General features: G+C 37.9%; 19 protein-coding genes and 1 other RNA gene. 16 read left to right on the top strand and 4 right to left on the bottom strand.

Translation table 11 applies throughout. The features are described from left to right. Positions 1 to 21 precede the first annotated feature (21 nt). Both mvaD and mvk read right to left on the bottom strand, forming a co-directional pair. A complete protein-coding gene (mvaD, locus tag IV84_RS03935; RefSeq protein ID WP_056986134.1) occupies positions 22 to 987 on the bottom strand; it encodes a diphosphomevalonate decarboxylase in 966 nt (321 codons plus the stop codon). Further along, the gene (mvk, locus tag IV84_RS03930) at positions 962 to 1,936 is read right to left on the bottom strand and encodes a mevalonate kinase (RefSeq protein ID WP_046871787.1); all 975 of its coding nucleotides are present in this window, start codon (positions 1,934 to 1,936) and stop codon (positions 962 to 964) included. The genes mvaD and mvk overlap by 26 nt, the downstream gene beginning before the upstream one ends. Before the next feature lie 328 nt (positions 1,937 to 2,264). On the opposite strand from mvk, the gene IV84_RS03925 reads away from it, so the two are divergent. From IV84_RS03925 to IV84_RS03910, 4 genes are all read left to right on the top strand, one after another. Beyond that, positions 2,265 to 5,138, top strand: coding sequence for a helicase C-terminal domain-containing protein (locus IV84_RS03925; protein WP_062904418.1), 2,874 nt, complete (start codon positions 2,265 to 2,267; stop codon positions 5,136 to 5,138). 64 nt (positions 5,139 to 5,202) lie between these two features. Next, on the top strand, positions 5,203 to 5,697 hold the full coding sequence (locus IV84_RS03920) for a cell wall elongation regulator TseB-like domain-containing protein (RefSeq protein WP_046871786.1): 495 nt from the start codon (positions 5,203 to 5,205) through the stop codon (positions 5,695 to 5,697). A gap of 28 nt (positions 5,698 to 5,725) precedes the next feature. Next, positions 5,726 to 7,027 carry an asparagine--tRNA ligase gene (gene asnS / locus IV84_RS03915; RefSeq protein WP_046871779.1) on the top strand — a complete coding sequence of 434 codons (1,302 nt, stop codon included), beginning with the start codon at positions 5,726 to 5,728 and terminating at the stop codon, positions 7,025 to 7,027. 21 nt (positions 7,028 to 7,048) lie between these two features. Then, positions 7,049 to 7,774: a DnaD domain protein gene (locus IV84_RS03910; RefSeq protein ID WP_046871778.1), complete on the top strand. Its 726-nt coding sequence runs from the start codon at positions 7,049 to 7,051 to the stop codon at positions 7,772 to 7,774. 72 nt (positions 7,775 to 7,846) lie between these two features. Here the strand turns inward: IV84_RS03910 and IV84_RS03905 are convergent, their stop codons facing one another. Together IV84_RS03905 and recU are read right to left on the bottom strand one after the other, a co-directional pair. Beyond that, positions 7,847 to 10,129, bottom strand: a complete 2,283-nt coding sequence (locus tag IV84_RS03905; protein WP_056986133.1) for a PBP1A family penicillin-binding protein — start codon at positions 10,127 to 10,129, stop codon at positions 7,847 to 7,849. Then, the gene (recU, locus tag IV84_RS03900; RefSeq protein ID WP_056986132.1) at positions 10,119 to 10,754 is read right to left on the bottom strand and encodes a Holliday junction resolvase RecU; all 636 of its coding nucleotides are present in this window, start codon (positions 10,752 to 10,754) and stop codon (positions 10,119 to 10,121) included. Before recU ends, IV84_RS03905 begins: the two co-directional genes overlap by 11 nt. Positions 10,755 to 10,842: 88 nt before the next feature. Between recU and IV84_RS03895 the strand changes: the two genes are divergently transcribed. From IV84_RS03895 to IV84_RS03845, 12 genes are all read left to right on the top strand, one after another. Further along, on the top strand, positions 10,843 to 11,412 hold the full coding sequence (locus IV84_RS03895) for an SLOG family protein (RefSeq protein WP_046871775.1): 570 nt from the start codon (positions 10,843 to 10,845) through the stop codon (positions 11,410 to 11,412). A gap of 59 nt (positions 11,413 to 11,471) precedes the next feature. Beyond that, positions 11,472 to 11,813: a cell division regulator GpsB gene (gene gpsB, locus IV84_RS03890; RefSeq protein WP_046871774.1), complete on the top strand. Its 342-nt coding sequence runs from the start codon at positions 11,472 to 11,474 to the stop codon at positions 11,811 to 11,813. A 12-nt stretch (positions 11,814 to 11,825) separates the two neighbouring features. Further along, positions 11,826 to 12,200, top strand: an RNA gene (rnpB, locus tag IV84_RS10680) — RNase P RNA component class B. 80 nt (positions 12,201 to 12,280) lie between these two features. Further along, on the top strand, positions 12,281 to 13,438 hold the full coding sequence (locus IV84_RS03885; RefSeq protein WP_046871773.1) for a THUMP domain-containing class I SAM-dependent RNA methyltransferase: 1,158 nt from the start codon (positions 12,281 to 12,283) through the stop codon (positions 13,436 to 13,438). Further along, positions 13,425 to 14,543, top strand: coding sequence for an NAD(P)/FAD-dependent oxidoreductase (locus IV84_RS03880; protein WP_158231967.1), 1,119 nt, complete (start codon positions 13,425 to 13,427; stop codon positions 14,541 to 14,543). Before IV84_RS03885 ends, IV84_RS03880 begins: the two co-directional genes overlap by 14 nt. Then, on the top strand, positions 14,543 to 14,962 hold the full coding sequence (locus IV84_RS03875; protein ID WP_046871771.1) for an EbsA family protein: 420 nt from the start codon (positions 14,543 to 14,545) through the stop codon (positions 14,960 to 14,962). Before IV84_RS03880 ends, IV84_RS03875 begins: the two co-directional genes overlap by 1 nt. Beyond that, positions 14,959 to 16,617: a formate--tetrahydrofolate ligase gene (locus IV84_RS03870; protein WP_046871770.1), complete on the top strand. Its 1,659-nt coding sequence runs from the start codon at positions 14,959 to 14,961 to the stop codon at positions 16,615 to 16,617. The genes IV84_RS03875 and IV84_RS03870 overlap by 4 nt, the downstream gene beginning before the upstream one ends. Beyond that, positions 16,617 to 17,093 (top strand): signal peptidase II, encoded by a 477-nt coding sequence (gene lspA, locus IV84_RS03865; protein WP_226996034.1) that lies wholly within the window; start codon positions 16,617 to 16,619, stop codon positions 17,091 to 17,093. Before IV84_RS03870 ends, lspA begins: the two co-directional genes overlap by 1 nt. Before the next feature lies 1 nt (position 17,094). Next, a complete protein-coding gene (locus IV84_RS03860) occupies positions 17,095 to 18,006 on the top strand; it encodes an RluA family pseudouridine synthase (protein ID WP_046871769.1) in 912 nt (303 codons plus the stop codon). A gap of 127 nt (positions 18,007 to 18,133) precedes the next feature. Beyond that, a complete protein-coding gene (gene pyrR / locus IV84_RS03855; protein WP_046871768.1) occupies positions 18,134 to 18,670 on the top strand; it encodes a bifunctional pyr operon transcriptional regulator/uracil phosphoribosyltransferase PyrR in 537 nt (178 codons plus the stop codon). 18 nt (positions 18,671 to 18,688) lie between these two features. Continuing rightward, positions 18,689 to 19,771, top strand: a complete 1,083-nt coding sequence (locus IV84_RS03850) for a carbamoyl phosphate synthase small subunit (protein WP_046871767.1) — start codon at positions 18,689 to 18,691, stop codon at positions 19,769 to 19,771. A gap of 1 nt (position 19,772) precedes the next feature. Then, positions 19,773 to 22,229: an ATP-binding protein gene (locus tag IV84_RS03845; protein ID WP_056986130.1), complete on the top strand. Its 2,457-nt coding sequence runs from the start codon at positions 19,773 to 19,775 to the stop codon at positions 22,227 to 22,229. Positions 22,230 to 22,267: the final 38 nt, after the last annotated feature.

Raw genomic sequence — 22,267 nt, 5'->3', positions numbered from 1 at the left:
CCTTCAACATTAAAATTAATTTTATAGGTATGTGATGCCTGGACCGGGTTTGCAAACTAGCAATTGGTCTTGATGAACGATTTTGGAAAGTTTGTGCATAATCAATTCGTTATCAGAAGAGGCACAAATAATCTTAACGTTGGGCCCGGCATCCACAGTACTATAACATTCTACACCTTGTTTTCGCATGTTGCGAACGGCGGTTAAAATTGCAAGCGTTTGAGGTTGGAAATAGGTAAAACTAGGAACAGCGCCAAACGTTGTTGCGTGCATGCGCATCGCATTTTGTTCGGCAAGCTCTCCCAAAGTTGCTAAGTTTCTGTTAAGGATCGCTGTTTGCATTGGTTTAACGTCTGCTTGGGCGCTCTTAACCCATGCTGGATAGAAGGGCGAAGTTTCAACAACCGATTGCATTCCGTTTGTACTACTAATTTTTTTCTGAGAGGTGTCAACGAGAACCGTAATAAGATTGATATCCCAGTCTACATTTCTTTGAATAGGTTGTGCGTAAGAACTTTGATCATCATGACCCGCATGCCATTGCACAAAACCACCAAAAATGGAGCGTGACGCAGAACCAGAACCATGACGAGCAAGAATTGATAATTCACGTTCGGAAAGATTGAGACCAGCTGCTTTTGCACCTGCGCTTGCCAGAGCTGCAAATGCCGAGGCTGATGATGCGAGGCCAGCAGTTGAGGGAACGTGATTGGTAGAGTGGACACTTGCAAACATTGTTGAATCGCCAAGTTTGCGAATTAAATTCAAAACGCGTTTTACACGTTTGGCACCTGATCCAGCTGAAGGTTGTTGGTCAACTAAAATTTCGTCTGTTTTTAGTGATGGGTCAAATTCGACTGAAGTATCTGTATAAAAATGATCAAGAGTCAGCGAGATACTGTCATTATAGGGAAGGATTAAATTGATATCTTTTTTTCCCCAGTATTTTAGAAGTGCAATATTAGTGTGTGCACGAGCTGTTACCATCTTGGACTCCTTTGTGATCTGTACTTTTAAGTGGTTCAATCCACGTTTTAACTGCACCGTTTTTGGTTAAAATGGTCGCAACTTTTTGAGCGGTTGCTATATCTTGAGTTAATGCAATTAAGCAGCCACCCATGCCACCACCAGTCAGTTTAGCTCCCAACGCTCCGTTAGCATTTGCCAATTGGGCAAAAAGATCTAAGGTTGGATGGCTAACGCCTAATTTTGCTAAAAATGATTGAGAAGAATTCATTAAATCACCGAGAGTTTTAAAATCTCCGGTTGTTAAACACTTGCGCGCAAACTTTGCATTTTCTCCTAACATTTCGATTGCCGTTTCGGCATCGGGGGAAGAGGCTAATTGATTTTTGACATGCTTAACTGCTAAACCTGTTTGACCTAGAATTCCCGTATCTGCAATAACTAAGAATCCATTTTGGGCAATCGGAACTGTTTGGAGGCGACGACCACGCACAAACCAGATAGGCGCCTTGGCACTGACCGTTGCTGCATCCAAGCCACTCGGATTTCCATGAATATATTGTTCTGAAACATCTGCCAAGCGGAGCAATTCAGAATGTGAAAGAGGTTGTTCAAAAAAGTGAAATAAGGCTCGAGTAATGGCAATGGCCGTTGCTGCAGAAGATCCCATTCCCCGTTCAGAAGGAATGTCACTTTGGACTTTGATGTTAAATGGTGCCGTTTCTTGTTGAAGTTCAATGAGGATGGTTTTGATGAGTAATTGAATGCCGGTTTCATTATCGGGCATGTCGGTCAATTCACCTGTGAAATAACGACTTTGAAACGTTTGACCAGTTTTGGTTTTAGTAATAGTTACTTTGGTTTTTATTTTCGAGATGGGTAAGCAGATAGCTGGTTGCCCGTAAACCACACTGTGTTCACCAAAAAAAATGATTTTTGCATGGCTTTTCCCAATTGCAGATTTTAACAATACGATCGCTCACTTTCAAATTTTTAAGTTATTATCAAAACATGAGTAAATTAACAACTTTTATTTAAACTCGCCTTGGATCGGTTGAGATCAGAAATGTTTTCCAATTTAATATTAAGCTTTTACATTTTTTTAAGCTATAAACAAGGTTATATCTTAACATATTTTTTAGTAATATCAGGATTACTTGCTGAAGGTAAGCACCACGTCACGTTTTTGAAAGCTTTTTTTTAAAAAATGAATGGAAATTCAGATAACTTCTTTTAAATTCCGGTAACAAATTCACAAGGCGTTTATGAGATGACGTTAATGTAGTATTATAAAAGGTATGGAACAAACATCTTATGAGTTAACTGGTGAGAATATGGATTCAAAAACAACTTATGCAGTCGTAGATATTGAAACTACTGGTACTAATTTGAATGCTAATGAAAGAGTTATCCAGATCGGCTGTGTATTTATTAAACATCATAAAATTATTAATACTTTTTCAACTGATATTAATCCAGAAATGGCAATTCCAAATGCTATTCAACAATTGACAGGTATCACCAACCGACGGGTTCGCAAAGCACCGCTATTTGATGACATTGCGCCAACTTTATTTGGGCTCCTTTCAGATACAGTTTTTGTGGCTCATAATGTTAATTTTGATTTTCCTTTTTTGAATTATGAGTTTGAACGGGTTGGTTATCCGCCTTTAACCATTGAAGCGGTGGATACTGTAACCCTTAGTCAAATTCTTTTGCCTAGTGTGAATGGCTACCGATTGCGTGATTTATCTCGTTATTTTGGGATCAAACATGAACATCCCCATTCCGCAGATAGCGATGCGCTAGCAACAGCAAAACTATTTATTATGCTTCAGAAACGTTTATCAGAATTGCCACTTTTAACTTTAGAGCAGTTAAACAAACTATCAGGAAGCTTACCTAGACAAACAGCAAACTTAATTACAGCGGCTCTTGTGCAAAAGAGAAAAGTACCTGGTAAATTGCCAGACTTTTTAATGATTAAAGAGAATCTGGTACTTCGGGTACAACGGACAAAAATCGTTGATGATACTAATGAACAATTAGCCCATTATCCCCAATCAAAAAAAGCAAAGCTGGCTTTATTTAAAAATGATCTAGGGTGGCGTAGTGCGCAGTCTCGGATTATGAATGCCATCTATGCAAATTATCAAAATTCTTCACCAAAAGCAATGGTGATTGAAGCGCCTACTGGGATTGGGAAAACATTGGGTTATTTATTGCCGTTTGTATATTTAGCGTTTCAGAATCATTTACCTGTTGTTATTAGCTCAACGACGACATTGCTGCAATCCCAATTAATGGAAAAAGCGATTCCCATTTTGAGTAAAATCCTATCTGTTCATTTGGATGCCACTTTGGTAAAGGGGAGTAATCATTACATCGATCTGGCAAAATTTTCACAGCAATTAACTGAAAGTGATCCTGCCAATCAAAGTCGTTTGATTAAAATGAAGGTGCTCGTTTGGCTAACCTATACGAAAACAGGCGATCTTGATGAATTACATATTAATAATCATAAAATTCCTCTGTTAAATGAAATCCGTCATCAAGGAATTGCAAGTTTGGATGCGACAAATCCATTCTATGATATTGATTTTTATCAAAGAGTTATTCGGAAGGCCCATATTTCTCAAATTGTGGTAACTAATCATGCGTTTCTTACCCGTCATGCAGATTTATTGGGAGACAAGCAACACCCGCCTTATCTGGTTATTGATGAAGCTCAGCGATTCGTAAATACGATTTTACAGGAAAATCGATTAACTCTGGATTTTAATCATTTGATGAGTATGGCTCATAGTGAAGTTAGTCACTTGAAAATGAGTAAAGGGATTGACCGTTCTCCAGCTGTGAAAGCTGATCCAATGGGAAGTTTCCATGTTTATCAAATGGCAGATGAACTTGAGGCGATTAATCAACAAATTAGTGAGCTTCAAGAGCAGCTTTATAAACGGTTTCTAGCTCATCAAATTCCAGCCGAATCTGAAAGTTTGCCTTTTCAACGTTTAATTAATTATTCTGAGTTATCAAAGTTTTTTGAAACAAATCAAGAGACAATTCAAGATTTACAAGCACATTTTGTCTCAGAGATCTTGTCGTTTGAAGCTCTTAATAAAATTCTTGAAAAACAGCAGCAGAATTTGGTGGAGACGGAAGTTCGGACATGGATCAAATTAAATAATAAACAATTAGAGATTGAAACGCAGTCACAAATTTTTAGACAAATTTTTGGTTCTTTGTTAAGTGGTGCTAAGCATATTGATAATGAAACTAAGTTTTATTGGGTTCAGGTGGGACCGCAGCACGATGCCGGGAGTGTAAGTCTGTCACAAGGCATTATCGAAAGCGCCAATTTTATCAAACAAAACGTTTATCCATGGTTCCAAAAACCAACTTTAATTGGAGCAACATTATTTTCAAATAGCCGCTCGAAATATTTCTTAAATCAGGTAGGCCTAGCAAGCGATACTACGACTGTTAAAAAATATAGCAGTCCTTACAATTTTGCAGAAAATGCACTTTTGGAAATTGCTAACGATGGCCCATTTATCAATGAAATCAGTACGGATGATTATGCACAGTATTTGACTAATGCCATTTATCAGCTGGCTAAATCAACCCCTGGAAAGATATTGGTCCTCTTTAATTCGTTAGCTACCATCAAAGATGTATTTAATCGGATTCAAAAAACAGATCTTGGTCGGAAACGTCAGGTTCTTGCGCAAGGTGTGAACGGGACAAAATCTAAATTAACACGAGAGTTTTTGTCTAGTTCCACCGGAATTTTGTTTGGAGCGGCGAGCTTTTGGGAAGGGATGGACCTATCAAATGGACAGTTGGATTTGCTTATTATTACGAGGTTACCATTTGATTCCCCCGATGAGATTTTTACAAAGGCGGAAACGAGAATTCAACGGCAAGCCCATCGCAATCCATTTATATCGGCCTTGTTACCACGAAGTATTCTGCGGCTTAAACAGGGAATTGGGCGTTTAATTCGGTCAGAAAAAGATTATGGAGCGGCAGTTATTTTGGATCGGCGAATTATTGATAAGAGTTATGGTAAAACAATGTTACATAGTTTACCTAAAGGGATGCCAGTTCAAAAACGACCTTTGAATCAGATTAATGGGGCGCTTAGTGAATTCTTTAGAAAACATCGCTAGTCTAAATGGATTTATTTGCTATAATTAATGAGGTTATGAATTCAAGAGAAAGTGGGCTGTGAATGTGAAACGTTCAAGAAATCATACTAGTCATTGGTTTTTAATATTTGTTGCAGCAGTGATCATTTTAATTGGTGGGACATCAATTATTTATCATGAGGTACGCCAACCAGTTGATTCTGCCAAGAGTCAATCTTTAAAAATTGCTAAAAAGTATGGACATTTAAAAAAAGAAACAGCTTTTTCATGGGCTAGTTATGACCAAACTTACTATACGGTTACGGGAACAAACCAGCAAAACACGCCGATATACGTCATTATTTCAAACAATGGTAAAAAAGTTAGAATATTTAAGCAATCGGCGGGGATCAACCGGAATGATGTTTTGAAACAAGTTTGGAATAATGATAACCCTAAAAAGGTTACAACGATTTCAATGGGAATTTTTAAAAAAAAGCCAGTTTGGGAAGTTGGATACATGAATGCCTCTGGACAATTATGTTTGAAAACTTTAAACTTTAAAAATGGTGAGGTTGTTCGACACGTGAATAACATCTAAATGGAATAAACTAGAGGAGGATATTAACTTGGAACAAATTAGTATTGTTGATTCCAAAGATCATGTAGACGAACGTGTTAAAATTGGCGTTTGGTTAACAGATAAACGATCTAGCGGAAAAATTAGTTTCTTACAATTGAGAGATGGTACAGCCTTTTTTCAAGGGGTTGTAATAAAAAATGTCGTTGGTGAAGAAATTTTTGATTTGGCTAAAAAGCTGCGTCAGGAAACCAGCATGTGGATTACTGGAACGATTCATCAAGATGATCGTTCTCATTTCGGCTATGAAATTGAAGTGGACGGAATTGAAGTAATTGGGGAAAGTGAAGATTATCCTATTACACCTAAGGAACACGGAATTGATTTTCTATTAGATCACCGTCACCTTTGGCTACGTTCTTCACGCCCACATGCCATTATGAAAATTCGTAATGAAGTTATTCGCGCAACGTATGAATTCTTTAACAACGAGGGGTTTATTAAGATTGATGCACCTATCTTAACTGGTAGTGCTCCTGAAGGAACCACAGAGTTATTTAAAACAAAATATTTTGACCGAGAGGCTTACCTTTCACAGAGTGGCCAGCTTTATGAAGAGGCCGGTGCTATGGCTTTTAAAAAGGTCTTTTCATTTGGACCTACATTTCGGGCAGAAAAATCTAAGACCCGTCGTCATTTAATTGAATTTTGGATGATTGAGCCTGAAATGGCATTTATGCATCAAGAGCAAAGTTTAGAGGTTCAAGAAAAATTTGTGGCCTATTTGATTCAAAATGTTATTGATCATTGTAAGTACGAGCTAAATATACTGGGTCGTGATATTGAAACTTTGAAAAAGTATACTAAGCTTCCTTATGCACGAATTACGTATGATAAAGCGATTGAAATGTTACAAGATTCTGGTAAGTTTCCAGATTTAAAATGGGGTGTTGATTTCGGATCTCCTGAAGAAACATTTTTGGCTGATCAATTTGAACAACCAGTCTTTGTTTTGAATTATCCCAAAGCAATAAAGGCATTTTACATGAAGCCACATCCAACTCGTGATGATTTGGTGATCTGTGCTGATTTGTTGGCACCTGAAGGCTATGGTGAAATTATTGGGGGTTCAGAACGAGCTACCGATTATGATTATTTAGTTGAACAAATCGAAAAATCTGGACAAGATCCCAAAAATTACGATTGGTATCTAGATCTTCGTAAATATGGATCAGTTCCGCATTCAGGATTTGGACTAGGATTGGAACGGACTTTAACCTGGATAACAGGTGAAGATCATGTGCGGGAGACCATTCCATTTCCAAGAATGTTACATCGACTTTATCCTTAAAATGATTGGGAGGGGTCAACTTTGGATGATAAAACACGAAAATTTCTCAAAGCTGGCAACACAGCGGTTTCTAATTACTTGCTGAGTAATTTTCATCAAATTGGATTGACTAATGATGAATTGGTTATTTATTTAATTATTGAAAAACAAAGTGGTCAAGGTGATTTGTTTCCAAGTTCAAAACTAATTTCGCAAGAATCAGGCTTGAGTGAAAGCAAAGTTTATGAATTACTTCATGAAATGATTCAAAATAAACTTATGGAAATTCAAACTGTCAAACACGCAGATGGCAAAAGCTATGATCAATACAGTTTTGATCGTCTTTTTGAAAAATTGTTGCAGTCTGCCGATAATGAGACCGTAACTAAAAAAGAACAAACTGATAAAACTGATCGTAAAACCATTTTTGCTCAGATCGAATCAGAGTTTGGACGGCCACTATCACCAATTGAATTTGAAACTATTAATCAATGGCTGGAAGATGATCATTATGCTCCAGAAATGATATCGTTAGCATTGAAAGAAGCGGTTTTAAGCCAGGCTTATAGTCTGAGGTATATGGATCGCATATTATTAAATTGGGAAAAGAAGCATTTAACAACCGTTGCGCAGGTTCAAAAAGAAACTGAGCGTCAAAGAGGAAATTCTTCTCGAGAAGGGCGTGATTCTTCTGCTAGTCAATCAAGCAAAGCAGATCTAACAGGTCCCAAAATTCCAATTTATAAAATTTCCGATCAAAATAAGTAAAATAAAAGCTCGTATTCTCGTTTGCCTAATCAGAAATGACTAGGTAAACGAAGATACGAGCTTTTTTAATAATTAATTTTTACTACTTGATGAAGATTTGGTGCTAGAACTTGAACTTGAGCTAGACGAGGAGCTGGCACTAGAACTAGAGCTTGAACTACTTGTAGAACTGTTGTTAGAGCTACTGTTACTACTGTTGCTATTACTGCTACTTTTTGCTGAAGTATCACTGCTAGTAGCTGCTGGTGTAGAAGCAGTGCGTGATGAGCTGGAAACACTAGTTGAATTGTTTGTAGAATAATCATCACTGGTTCCAGATGTGTCATAGGTTGAATTGGTTTTAAAAAGTTCTTTCACGCCATCAACGGTTCTTTCTGTGACACTTGAAGGTTTTACCCAATTTTCATTTGTTACAGAGGAGGATAGATAGCTCATCATACTTTTATAAATCGATTGAGAAATGAGAGTTTCTTGTTGACTCAAAAATCCTGAAGCCGTATTTTGCTGATCATAGCCAGTCCATACAGACATACTGTAATGCCGGGTATAGCCGGTAAACCAGGCGTCCATTGAAGCTGTACTAGGGTAGTTACTTGCAATATCAGACGGATAAGCTGTAGTTCCGGTTTTTCCGGCCTGATATAAGCCAGGAATGTTGGCCGTTGTTCCACTTCCCGTAGAGCTTGACATAACTCCCTTAAGCATATCGGTAATCATGTACGCAGTGGCCTTACTCATTGCTCTTTTGCCCTGACTAGAATAACGATAAGTTTTACCACTTTGCGTCACAATCTTATTAACGTAGTAAGGTTTGTAATAAGTTCCACCATTCGCAAATGCTGCATATGCAGCGGATTCTTGAAGGGGAGAGATATATAATCCGATTCCGTTTTGCAGTGTATAGTTCGATTTTTGAGAAATGCCTAAATTACTTAGGAAATTCGTAGCTTTACTGATTCCGACGTCTTGTAAGGTACGAACTGCAGGTATATTACGTGATTGAACTAGAGCTTGACGCATGGTTATCTTACCTTGATATTGTCTGTCGAAATCATATAACTTAATATTAGTACCTGGATATTTGAAAGCTTCATCTTTTACTTTGCGACTGGTTGGCCAGTTCAAATATTGAATGGCTGGTCCATAATCCATCAGTGGCTTAGCGGTTGAACCGCTACTTCGATCAGTTTGCACCGCTCGATTTAAGCCATACGTCACATTTCCGGTTTGCCGACCACCTAACATGGCAACGACTTTACCATTATTTGGATTTGTAATTGATGCACCAAGTTGGAACTTTGAGTCAGGATATTGCACATAGTCGTTTGTGTTCCCAATTTTGTAAAGTTGTTTTTGGGCATCTAGATCTAAATTAGTGTAAATCTTCATGCCATCAGTATATGGATCAAAACCTTTTGCCTCAACGCTACTAATTACTTGTTTTACATATGAATCAACGACTTTACTGTTAACCGTTGACGAGCCAGCAATGCTTGGACTTTTAACCAATCCAGATTTGATACTTGTTTTTGAAGCTTCATTAGCTTGTGATTTAGTAATTACATTGTTATTGACCATAGCTTGTAAAACGGTATTTCTTCGTGACAGTGCATAATCTGGGTACTTATTTGGATCATATGAAGTGGGAGCTTGCGGCATGCCTGCTAAAAGGGCTAATTGACTAAGTGACAAATCAGAAAGAGATTTTCCATAGTAGTATTTTGCCGCTGTGCCCATGCCGTAAACACCATTACCCATGTACACCTTATTAATATAAAATTCCAGAATTTTATCTTTTGAATATTTTTTATCAACTTGAAGTGCTAACCAGGCTTCTTGAGACTTAACACGTAATGTCCGGTCCTTAGCAGCGATTGAGAAAACTGATAGTTTAACTAGCTGTTGCGTAAGGGTGCTGGCACCTTGTAACCCCAAAGAAGAACCAGAAACATTTGCAAATGTTGCACCTAATATTCGAACTGGGTCAACGCCGTTATTCTTATAGAAACGTTTATCTTCTATAGACACAACAGCACTTTTAAGTGTTTTAGGAATTTCGTCTGCTTTCACGTAATCTCGGTCTTGTGCCCCAAGTCGACTAATTGTTTCGCCGTTCTTATCATAAATAACAGTCGCCTCATCGCTAGAAAGTTGTTTTTCAGAAATACTAGGCGCGTCTTTAGCATAATACATAAACAAACCGGCTCCTGCTATTAAGACAATCACAAAAATGCCAACGATCCATAACAAGATGCGAATAAAAATAGATCGTCGACGGTGAGGGGGGGATGTTAACTGTGAATGTTGCGTCCGGCGTGGCTGATTATTATCAGAGTTGTGATTATTACTTTGCATTGTGTTCTCCTTCATGTTTCTTAATCAACAAATCGTCCACAGCATCTAAATAAGGAATAAGCGGATTTAAATGATAGTTAATTAAGTAGCCATTTTTTTTAACATAATTGAGTGGAATGGACTTTCTACCACCCTTTTTTTGTTGATCCCAAAAATAGAAAAGATTTGTAGCTGAAAGTAAAAAGATTTGATCGAGTTCCACGAACTTAATAATTGTAAAGCAAATTCCATCAGCGGCCAAACATGCTTTCATATGATTAATTTGGTGTTTATGAAAATTATCAAGTGGAAAAGCAGTTTTGTTTTTAGTTTCTTTGGCATCAAAGTCAAGGTAATAGCCTTGGTAGACACCGTTATAATCCGTTGTAGAGGCTTGCCGAAAATAAGCTTCTTTAATAACTGCAGCACTTCGTTTAGGATAATCTACCTTAACAATTTGAATCGGAGTTGGTTTTTTATGCACAACCGCTTTGCCATGTGAGAGATAATACTGATTACTCTCGTTTAGTTCATCTTCTAAAGACATACCGCGTTTACCAAATTGAGTGGGACTTTTTTTAATATGTTTTTTTGACGTTGAATCAACAGTCACATATTTTTTTCCAGATGGATAATGAAAGTTCACTTACATCACTTCCTATTTTCTATATTATACTATAGATGTAAAGTATAAACTTACTTGAAATGTATTCTTAAAGTTTGGAGGATTCAAGATGAGTCGCATTTGGATTACAGGATACCGTAGTTATGAATTAGAGATTTTTAAAGATGATGATCCAAAATTGAAAGTTATCAGTAGTGTCTTAAACGACACATTGAAAAATCAAATTGAATCTGGGGCTAATTGGTTAATCACTGGTGCACAGCTGGGTGTGGAACAGTGGGCAGTTAACACTGCTTCAGAATTAAAATCAACATATCCTGAATTTAAAATTGCGGTTATGTTACCTTTTACTGAGTTTGGTAACCAATGGAATGAAAGTAATCAGGCTAAGCTTTCTCAAATCTTAACAAAAGCAGATTTTACTGATAGCGTGAGTCATGCACCATACCAGTCACCCCGGCAGTTGCGGGCCTATCAACACTTTATGTTAACCCATACTGATCAGGCTATTTTGCTTTATGATCCTGAGCATCCAGGGAAGAGCAAATACGATTATGATCTTATTCAGAAATGGCGTGAGAATCATCCTTATCCATTAGATTTAATTGATTTTGATGATCTTCAGGATGCGGCGAATGAATATGCAGAAAATCAGAACAATAGTTTTAATTTGGATTAAAGTCTGATACAATAGAACACGTGTTACGCGGAGATTACAATAATTATGAGGTGTTAAATATGGATAACATGAATCTTACTCCAAAAGATATTTTGCAAAAAGAATTTAAACCTAAGATGCGTGGCTACGATCCAGCTGATGTTGATACTTATTTAGATAGTGTCATCAAGGATTATGAAAGCTTTCAAAAAAACATTCAACAGTTACAGGATGAAAATGAAAGACTACATGACAAAATTGATGAACTAACAAAACAAGTTTCAGTTGGTAAAACAACTTCTAGTGCCCAACCTTCGAATGGCGCAACTAATATGGATATTCTAAAACGTCTTTCTAACTTGGAACGACGAGTGTTTGGTTCTCAGCTTGATAATGGCGAGAATGAATCACATCGAATTTAATTACAATTTGTAAATCTCGGGTAATTGCGGTCTACTTTTGTAGGCTGAGGAAAGTCCATGCCCGCACAAGCTGCGATGCTTGTAGTGTTCGTGCTTGGTGAAAAAATAAGCTGAGGTATCTCTTTGGAGATAACGGCGGAATACAGAGCTAAGGTTTCGACTATGTTCTCATGTTCCCTAAGGTGCCACAGAAACGTTGCAATATAAGAAATTATATTGATGGAACGCGGTAAACCCCACGAGCGGGCAACCCAAACTTTGGTAGGGGCGCTTCACATCTGGAATTGAACTAAATGTGGGGGCAAGCGCTAGCGCTTGGAGATAGATGATTACCCAAATTTGAATTGAACCTGAAAATTCACTTTGGACAAAACATGGCTTATAGAGGTTTACATTTCAGGAAAACTAGGGTAGAAGTTCGCTTTTATCCTAGTTTTTTTTAGATTAAAAAAATAAAAGGTGAAAATATGCAGAAATTTGAATTAATGGCAACATGTGCGAGTGGGATTGAGGCATTGGTTGGCAAAGAGTTACGTGAATTAGGTTATAAGGTGAAAGTAGAAAACGGACGCGTTCGTTTTGAAGGCACAATTGAGGATATTTTACGTACTAACTTGTGGTTGAGAACGGCAGATCGCGTTAAAATTGTTGTGAGCGAATTTGAAGCTAAAACGTTTGATGACTTGTTCGAACAAACAAAGCAAGTAAATTGGGATAAATTATTACCAATCGATGCAAGCTTTCCAGTTGAAGGACGATCAAGGAATTCTCAATTACACAGCGTTCCAGATGCACAAGCAATCGTAAAAAAAGCGATTGTTAACCAACTTTCAGAGACTTATCATCGTCGAACTAGATTGCCAGAGACTGGGGCTTTATTTCCTATTGAAGTGGCAATTAACAAAGATCAGGTTCAATTAACTCTCGACACAACCGGTGATAGTTTGTTCAAACGTGGCTACCGAGTTGGCAAAGGTGGTGCGCCAATGAAAGAAAATATGGCGGCCGCCTTGGTGATGTTGACCAGTTGGAAGTCGGATATGCCCTTTATAGATCCAGTTTGCGGTTCTGGAACAATTGCTATTGAAGCTGCACTTATTGGCCAAAATATTGCCCCGGGATTTAATCGTAGTTTTATCTGTGAAAACTGGGATTGGGTTCCTGCAAATGTGAGTGAGCAGTTACGCGACGAAGCTGATGCAAAAGCTGATTACGATGCTAAACTTGATATTACAGGTTTTGATATTGATCAAAATATGGTTGATATTTCAAAAAGGAATGCGCTTGAGGCTGGATTAGCAGATGTCGTATCATTTAAACAATTGGCTGTTAAAGATTTTAAAACCGATAAAATGAATGGTGTGATCGTGGCCAACCCACCTTACGGGCAACGTTTGAGTGATCAACAAAGTGTGCGTAAGTTATACCGTGAAATGGGTCAAACGTACAAGCCGTTGCCAACCTGGAGTAAATATATTTTAACGAGTGATTTAGAATTTGAAAAGTTTTATGGATCTCGGGCAACAAAACGACGAAAACTCTATAATGGTGCTTTAAGGACAGATTTATTCCAATACTGGGGTAAACCAATATGGCATCATGATGGAAAGCGTGAAACAAAATAAAATGAAAAAAGTTGCCATTATCGGCGGTGGTATTGTTGGTGCCACTGCAGCTTATTTATTAAGTAAAAATTCAAATTACGTTACAACGCTTTTTGATTCGGGAAAAGGCCAAGCTACAAAAGCGGCAGCCGGGATCATTTCGCCTTGGCTTTCAAAGCGTCGCAATCAACAATGGTACGCCTTGGCTAAGGATGGCGCTGCTTATATTGATGATTTAGCACAAGAAACACAAATGACAGCTGACACTTATTTACAATCAGGCACTATCGTGACTAGAAAACGATCAGCTGATTTGGATGAACTCGAACAACTTGCCCTTAAACATCGACAAACGGCTCCAGAAATAGGCGAAATTCAACGAGTTAGTGCTGAAGAGATTCAAAGTCTTTTACCGCTTGTTACTGCCGACCTTGAAGGAATATTTGTCAGTGGTGGAGCAAGGATTGATGGTAATAACTTTGTTAACCATTTAGTAAAACTGGGCGAGAAAAATGGATTACGGTTTGTACATGCAGAAGTGCAACTTAAAGATGAGCAAACGGTTTTGGTAAACGAAAAGCTTGAAAATTTTGATTTCGTTTTGGTTTGTGCAGGGGCAGGGATTAAAAGATTACTTTCTCCGTTAAATTACGAAGTTCGCGTGCATTCTCAAAAAGGTCAATTAATTGAATTGAAAGTTCCTGCTTATTCGAATGATGTGTCTGCGCCTGTTCTCATGCCTGAAGGTGAAAAGGATTTTATGCCAGTTGGAAATGGGCAGTTAATTATTGGTGCTACACACGAAAATAACCCAGAAAATACAACAGCTTTTACTGATTCGGCTTTACATGAACTATTAACTAGCGCAATTCGAATAGATAGCAGGTTAAGTGAGAAAAATCTTGTTGCCAACAGAGTCGGAATGCGCGCGTTTACAGATGATTTTGCACCTTTTTTTGGATGGTTACCAGATAGTCAACACATTATGGTAGCATCTGGACTAGGATCATCAGGACTAACTACCGGGCCTTTGATTGCTAAATTGATGGTCTCACTTATAGAAACACCGAACCATTTTTCTAATTATCAAAAAGAAATTTCAAATTATATTCATAAGAAGGGATAGTGAGTGATACGCAATCTTCTAAATCTCGTTTTTATTATCAGCCAACCTTTTTAGCAAGTATCTCATCATGGTCATGGACACTCTTAATTCTTGTCATGGGAGTGATTTTTTGGCTTGAAGTAACTCACTTTAACTGGATTACAGCGCTATTTTTTATATTATTCATTGTTGTGTTGTTGGTTCAAGGCTTAACACGGACAATTTTAATTCAGGATCATCAACTAATTATTAACCGAACCCTTCAGAAAAATTGGTTGGTTATTAATATTTCTGACTTGCGATCATTACAAGCAACGAAAACGGGGATTAAATTTATCTATAATTCAGGGTCACGCCGTTTTTACCTAACAAAAAAGCAACGACAACAACTCTTTCAAACGATCGGTGAAATCAATAAGAATCACGAGGTAAACAAATGACAGACATTGAAATTGCACAAAACACAAAAATGGATAAAATTGTTCATGTTGCGGCTCAGGTCGGATTAAATGAAGATGATATTGAACAATATGGATCATATAAAGCTAAAATTAAATTACCTTTGAAAACAACAAAGGCTACCAAAAGAAAGTTAATTTTAGTGACTTCAATTAATCCCACTCCAGCTGGAGAAGGAAAATCAACGGTCTCTGTTGGGTTAGGTGATGCTTTACGTAAATTAAATAAAAATGCCATGATTGCTTTACGTGAGCCTTCACTAGGACCGGTAATGGGTATGAAGGGTGGTGCAACTGGTGGCGGTTATGCGCAAGTTGTGCCCATGGAAGATATTAACCTGCATTTTACTGGTGATATGCATGCATTGACCACGGCCAATAATACTTTAGCGGCTTTAATTGATAATCACATTCAGCAAGGAAATGCTTTAGGTATTGATCAACGACGCATCGTTTGGAAACGGGTTTTGGACATTAATGACCGAGCATTAAGAAATATCGTAATTGGCCTCGGTGGTCCTATGCAAGGAGTTCCCCGTGAAGATGGGTTTGATATTACTGTAGCTAGTGAATTAATGGCAATCTTGTGTCTATCTGAAAATTTACATGATTTGAAGGCACGTATTAATCGAATTGTGATTGGCTACACAACAGATCGCCAGCCCGTCACTGTCCAAGACTTACAAGTTGGTGGAGCGATTGCTACGCTTTTGAAAGATGCCATTAAGCCTAATTTGGTGCAGACACTGGCACACACTCCAGCAATTGTTCACGGTGGTCCATTTGCAAACATTGCTCACGGATGTAATAGTGTCTTAGCAACTCAAACTGCTATGGATTTAGCAGATTACACAGTTACGGAAGCTGGATTTGGTGCAGATCTTGGTGCAGAAAAGTTTCTTGATATTAAAGCTCCAGTTTTAGGAAAAACGCCTGACACGATTGTTATCGTTGCAACAGTTAAAGCTTTGAAATTAAACGGTGGTCAAGCATTAAAAGATCTTGATATAGAAGATTTAAAGGCATTAGAAAGTGGAATTGTTAATCTAACGCACCACATTAAGAGCATGGCGCAGTATGGCATTCCTGTTGTAGTTGCAATTAACCGATATACTCAGGATACAGAACGGGAAATCTCTTATATCAAAGAAGTCTGCGAAAAGATTGGTGTTCAAGCGATTGACACAGATGTCTGGGCAAAAGGTGGAGATGGTGCATTGGATTTGGCACAAGCTGTTGTAAAATCAGTTGAAGAGCCAGCTAATTTTAAGCCTTTGTATTCAAATGATGCTGAGATAACTGAAAAAATTCAAACAATTGTTACAAAGATTTATGGTGGGGCTCATGTGGAGTATTCCAAGAAAGCTCGTAATCAGTTAAAACGGTTTAAGAAAAACGGTTGGGATAAATTACCAGTTTGCATGGCTAAAACACAATACTCGTTGTCAGATGATCCCAAAAAACTGGGCGAACCACATGATTTTACAATTCATGTTAAATCTCTTATTCCAAAATTAGGAGCGGGCTTTATTGTGGCAATGACAGGAAATGTGTTGACCATGCCTGGACTGCCAAAGCATCCCGCAGCGCTGGATATTGATATTAGTGATGATGGAAAGATAAGCGGGTTGTTTTAATGAAAAAACGGAATCATAGAATGTTGTTTATTATAGATGCTTTAATTATTCTATGTGTAGTTGTTCTCGATCAATTAGTAAAATTCTGGACCACTACGCATGTCGGCATGAATGCAGTTCATCAATTCATTCCAGGGATATTGTCTTTGACTAATCTTCGCAATGATGGTGCAGCATGGAGTATTCTCCAAGGAAAAACAACTTTTTTTTATTTAATTACGGTTGTTGCTTTGAGTGTATTGATCTACTTTTTATACCAAACTCGAGGACACTGGCTTTACCAAGTTAGTTTAAGTTTCATGATTGCGGGTGCATTTGGTAATTTTGTAGATCGAATTAGATTAAAATACGTTGTAGATATGTTTCAGATTGATTTTATTAATTTTCCGATCTTTAATGTGGCAGACTTTTCTTTAACAATCGGAGTGATTTTACTTTTTGTAGCAATAATTAAAGAAGACAAATTGGAGGGCTAATATGTTAACGCATGAACTTACGATTCAAGATCAACAGGGCAGAATTGACAAGGTACTTGCAGAAGCTTTCCCAGATTTAACGCGCTCTCATATCCAATCCTTGATCAAAAGGGATCGTATTTTGGTTAATGGCGAAAAAATCAAAAATAAGTACCAAGTGAAAACTGGAGATCAAATCGAAGTTCAGGATTCAGACACACAGCCAACAGAATTAGAACCGGAAGATATTCCTTTAGATATTGTCTATGAAGATGACGATGTTATTGTGGTCAATAAACCTCAGGGAATGGTTGTACATCCTGCGGCAGGGCATCCTAACCATACGTTAGTTAATGCTCTGTTGTTTCATAGTCCGTTAGCTACAATTAATGGAGAATTTCGTCCAGGAATTGTTCATCGAATCGATAAAGATACTTCGGGTTTGTTGATGGTAGCTAAAAATGATAAAGCCCAACAAAGTTTATCGGCTCAATTAAAGGCCAAGACAAACACGAGACTTTATATTGCCCTTGTTCACGGGAATATTAAAGAAGATAATGGAAAAATTGATGCTCCAATTGGTCGCTCACCAAAGGATCGGAAAAAGCAGGCTATTGTGGCTGATGGCAGACCAGCGGTGACTCATTTCAAAGTTTTGAAACGTTACGGCGAGTATACCTTAATTCAATGTAAGTTAGAAACTGGAAGAACGCATCAAATTCGAGTTCATTTGAAATATATTGGCCATCCTGTAGCAGGCGATCCTCTCTATGGTCCTCGAAAAACATTGAAGGGAAATGGACAGTTCTTGCATGCCAGTGTTCTGGGATTCAAACAGCCTACAACTAATAAATATTTAGAGTTTGAAGCACCGCTGCCAGCCATATTTCAGAAGACATTGAAATGGCTTGACACGCAAACTGAACATGGTTAAAGTTAATGCGTAATTAGTGGACTTAGAACTTTGAAGAGATAAATAATAATAAAGTCTCCTCAATTGGATGGATGCGAAGCAAATGTAAATTTGGTTCGCCTTTATTTTAGAAAGGAAGGGTGTAACTTTGGAAAAAGAAATCATGGATGCAATGGCAATGAAACGGGCACTAACTCGGATTACATATGAAATTATTGAACGAAATCGTGGCGTAGAAAATATTGTTATTATTGGAATAAAAACGAGAGGTGTATTTTTAGCTCAACGGATTGCAGAAAGACTAAAACAACTTGAAAATGTTGAAGTCCCAGTTGGAGAACTAAATGTGACTGCCTATCGTGATGATATCCACCAACTAGATGATGATTCAAAAATTTCTGAGAAACCTCATTTTGATTTTAGTTTAGAAGAAAAAAAAGTTATTCTAGTGGATGACGTATTATATACTGGACGGACAATTCGTGCGGCGATGGATGCAATCATGGATATTGGGCGACCAAAACGCATTAATTTAGCTATTCTGGTAGATCGCGGTCATCGAGAATTACCAATTCGAGCAGATTTTGTTGGAAAGAATATTCCAACGGCTCAAAACGAAAAAATTGAAGTGTTTGTTTCGGAGATTGATGACGAAGATTCTGTAAAAATTGCAAATGACAAATAGTTTATTGAGGTGAAAGCTGTGGGGGATAGATATTTAATTTTAGACGATGGCAGTGTGTTTCGCGGACAAGCTTTTGGATCACCCGCGACCACTTTTGGCGAAGTTGTCTTTAATACAAGTGCTACCGGCTATCAGCAGATTATTACTAATCAAATTTATCATAATCAAATCATTGTTTTTTCACAACCGTCAATTGGTGGATATGGGGTTGACCGGGCTAGTTATGAGTCAATTGAACCAACGTGTAAGGGTGTCATTGTTCGTGATGTTGCGGATGTTTCAACTAATCGACAACGCAGACTATCATTAGATGAGTTTCTAAAAATCCAAAACATTCCTGGGATTAGCGGAATTGATACACGTGCATTAGTGCATAAATTACGCGCAAAAGGAACTATCAAGGGTAGTATTGTTGATCCAGTAAAAGATCTAGCGCATGCGTTTGACCAATTAAATGCAATTGTGCTTACTAATCAGCAGGTAAATCAGGTATCGACGCCCAAGGCTTATCCAAATCCTGGATCTGGATTAAATGTTGTGGTGGTTGATTTAGGACTTAAGCATGGCATCTTGCGACAGCTTAGTCAAAGGAATTGTAATGTGACGGTACTACCATATACGTGTACGGCGGAACAAATTTTTGATTTAGATCCTGATGGGGTCATATTATCAACAGGGCCTGGAAGCCCAACTGATCTGCCAGATTCGTTAACGATGATGATTGCAGAAGTTGAACAACGAATTCCGTTATTTGCAATTGGATTGGGACATGAATTATTTGCGATGGCAAATGGTGCACAAATTAAGCCACTTCAATATGAACACCATGGTGATAATCATCCCATTTTATCAGTTATTACGGACGAAATCTTTTATGCTTCACAAGGGCAAGGATACACAGTGGAACGTGATTCAATTGATCGAGACAAAATGTTGATTACCCATGTGGATTTAGTTGATCAATCTGTACAAGGCTTACGTCATCGAGATTATCCGGCGTTTAGCGTTCAATTTTTCCCAGATGGCGCTCCAGGTCCATTAGAAGCCTCAGAGCTATTTGACGAATTTGTCGATGTAATGACTACTCGAATGGAGCGGTAAAATGGCACGAACAAAGTTACAAAAAATATTAATTATTGGCTCAGGGCCAAACACTATTGGTGTCGATACGGAACTTGAAGCGGCAGCTTTACAAACGATCCAAGAACTGCACCAAGTAGATAAAGAAGTAACATTTATAACCAATAACGCCAATTCAGTTATTGGCAATTATTTAGATTCTGATCACTTTATTATTAGTAATTTAGATGCTAATTCATTAATTGCAATTCTTAGAAATAATGAATTTGATGCACTTATTCCAACACTGGGTGGGGCACCGGTTTTTCAAGTGTTACATCAGCTCGATGAAGCTGGAATCTTTGAGCAATTAAATATCCGGCTATTAGGTGTCAGTTTGCGAACTATCGCCAATACCCAAAATCCGGAATCACTTAATCGGATTTTAAAAAATATTCATGAACCATATATTCCTACAAATATTTTGAATGACGCTGATGCAGTTTTGAAATTTGTTCATCGAATTGGCTATCCTGTCATTTTGAAACCGGTGGCTGCAATTAGCAATTCTAGTCGAATGCGTTGTGAAAATGAGCATCAACTTAAACAGATGTTGGCCTCCGCATTTCGAATTTCGACGACCCATCAAGTGGCCGTTGAAAAAAGTATCGTGGGATTTAAAAAAATTGAAATGACATTAATTAGAGATAATGAAAATACACGGATGTTGATTTGTGCGGCGGAAGACTTTAACCCGGTGGGTGTCCATGCGGGAGACTCAGTGGTGTTTACACCTACGCAAACACTCACGGACCAGGAATTTCAGGCCATTCGTACTTCGGCTTTAAGAATCGTTCAAGAATTCAAAATTCGTGGAATTTGTCATATTCAATTTGCTTTAAATACGGTAACCGGCAACTATTACGTTATTCGTGTAAATCCTTATTTTGATCGAACAACGGCTTTTGCGGCACGAGCAACTGGATATCCTGTAGCACTGGTATGTACGCAGATTAGTTTTGGTCGAAATCTTCGAAATATCAAAATCCCTGGGTTAAGGCAACACGACTCACTTGCACTTATTGAGCCCACTCTTGACCATATTGCTGTACGATTTCCAACTTTCTCATTTGCCAGTTTTGCCAACGCTAATCAAGAGTTGAATACACGAATGAAATCAACTGGCTCAGTAATTGCCTTTGGTCGAAGTACGGAAGAAGCCCTTTTGAAAGCAATTCGATCGGTAGATTCAACGACGACCTCTGAGCAAGCTGCATTGGACGAATCTAGATTAAATGAAGGACAACTGATCAATGTGTTAGTCCATCCAACGGCGGGGGAAATGTTTTATTTACTTGAAGCAATCCGGCGTGGGTATCAAGTTGAAGAGTTGTCTGAATTAACTAAAATTGACGCTTTCTATTTCTATAAGCTTATTCATATTGTCCAAATTGAGAAAAAGCTTCGTAAGAATCCATTTGATGCTTCAATTTTACAAAATGCAAAATATTATGGTTATGGTGATTCACAAATTGCTAGATTATGGAAATGCTCAGATAAAAAAGTACGTGAATTTCGACATACCAATCATATCGAGCCAACGTTTAAAGGAATTGAACCAACGGCCGGAGAATTTCCTTACAATAATCGTAGTTATTACACGACGTTTGAGACCGAAAATGAAGCACAAATAAGTGAACAACCAAAAGTGTTTATTTTAGGAACAGCTAACAGCCAAGTTGGAACGAATTCAGCAGCTGATTATGTGACGGTTCACACAATTGAGACTTGCCAGAATCTTGGCTATGAAACTGTTTTGATTAATAATAATCCAGGGGCAATTTCAATTTTGCCTAAGTTAGCTGATAAGCTTTATTTAGAACCACTTACCGTTGAAAATTGTTTAAATATTATTAATAGTGAACAACCCGATTTTGTGATTGCACAAGGGAAATGGCAAATTGTTACTGATCTGAGTGAAGCAGGGGTAGATATCACGCAACTACCTCTTTCACGAACTTCGCGCGCGGAAAACGTTGATTCTCATTACTTAGTAGTAGGTAGAAAATCAGGTGATACAGAGCGTAATTTAGGGTGCTTTCAAACGGATCAGGATGACAGTTTACGTTTTCCATCGCAAGCTGATCCACAAATACTAAAGAAAATTGAACATATCTCGCAAAGTGAGCTGCGTAAACAAAGTGATGGTATTTATCAAATCATGTTTAAACAAGAAGGGACTCATTTAATTGTGACGGGGACAATTCCCTTAGCTATTCAAGATATTCCTTTCATGACTGGGGTTTTAAATTATGATTTAGTGGATGATCTTGTGAGAATGGCTCTGGGAAAGCCAGAAGGTGATAATATGGTGGAAATTCCTAATACAGAGGGACAATTAAAATTGGATCATATCTTTCCATATGAGCAGTTACAAATTCCGATTCCTAAGAATCCACCTTTCTCATTGGCTATTGGAGCAAAAATTTCAAAAAGCTAATTAAAACGGATCTACACTTTCTGGTATTGGTGAATAAC

Source organism: Pediococcus damnosus (assembly GCF_001437255.1).
Lineage (GTDB): Bacteria > Bacillota > Bacilli > Lactobacillales > Lactobacillaceae > Pediococcus > Pediococcus damnosus.
The sequence above is the reverse complement of the archived record's forward strand: the minus strand, read 5'-3'. Positions and strand labels throughout refer to the sequence as shown.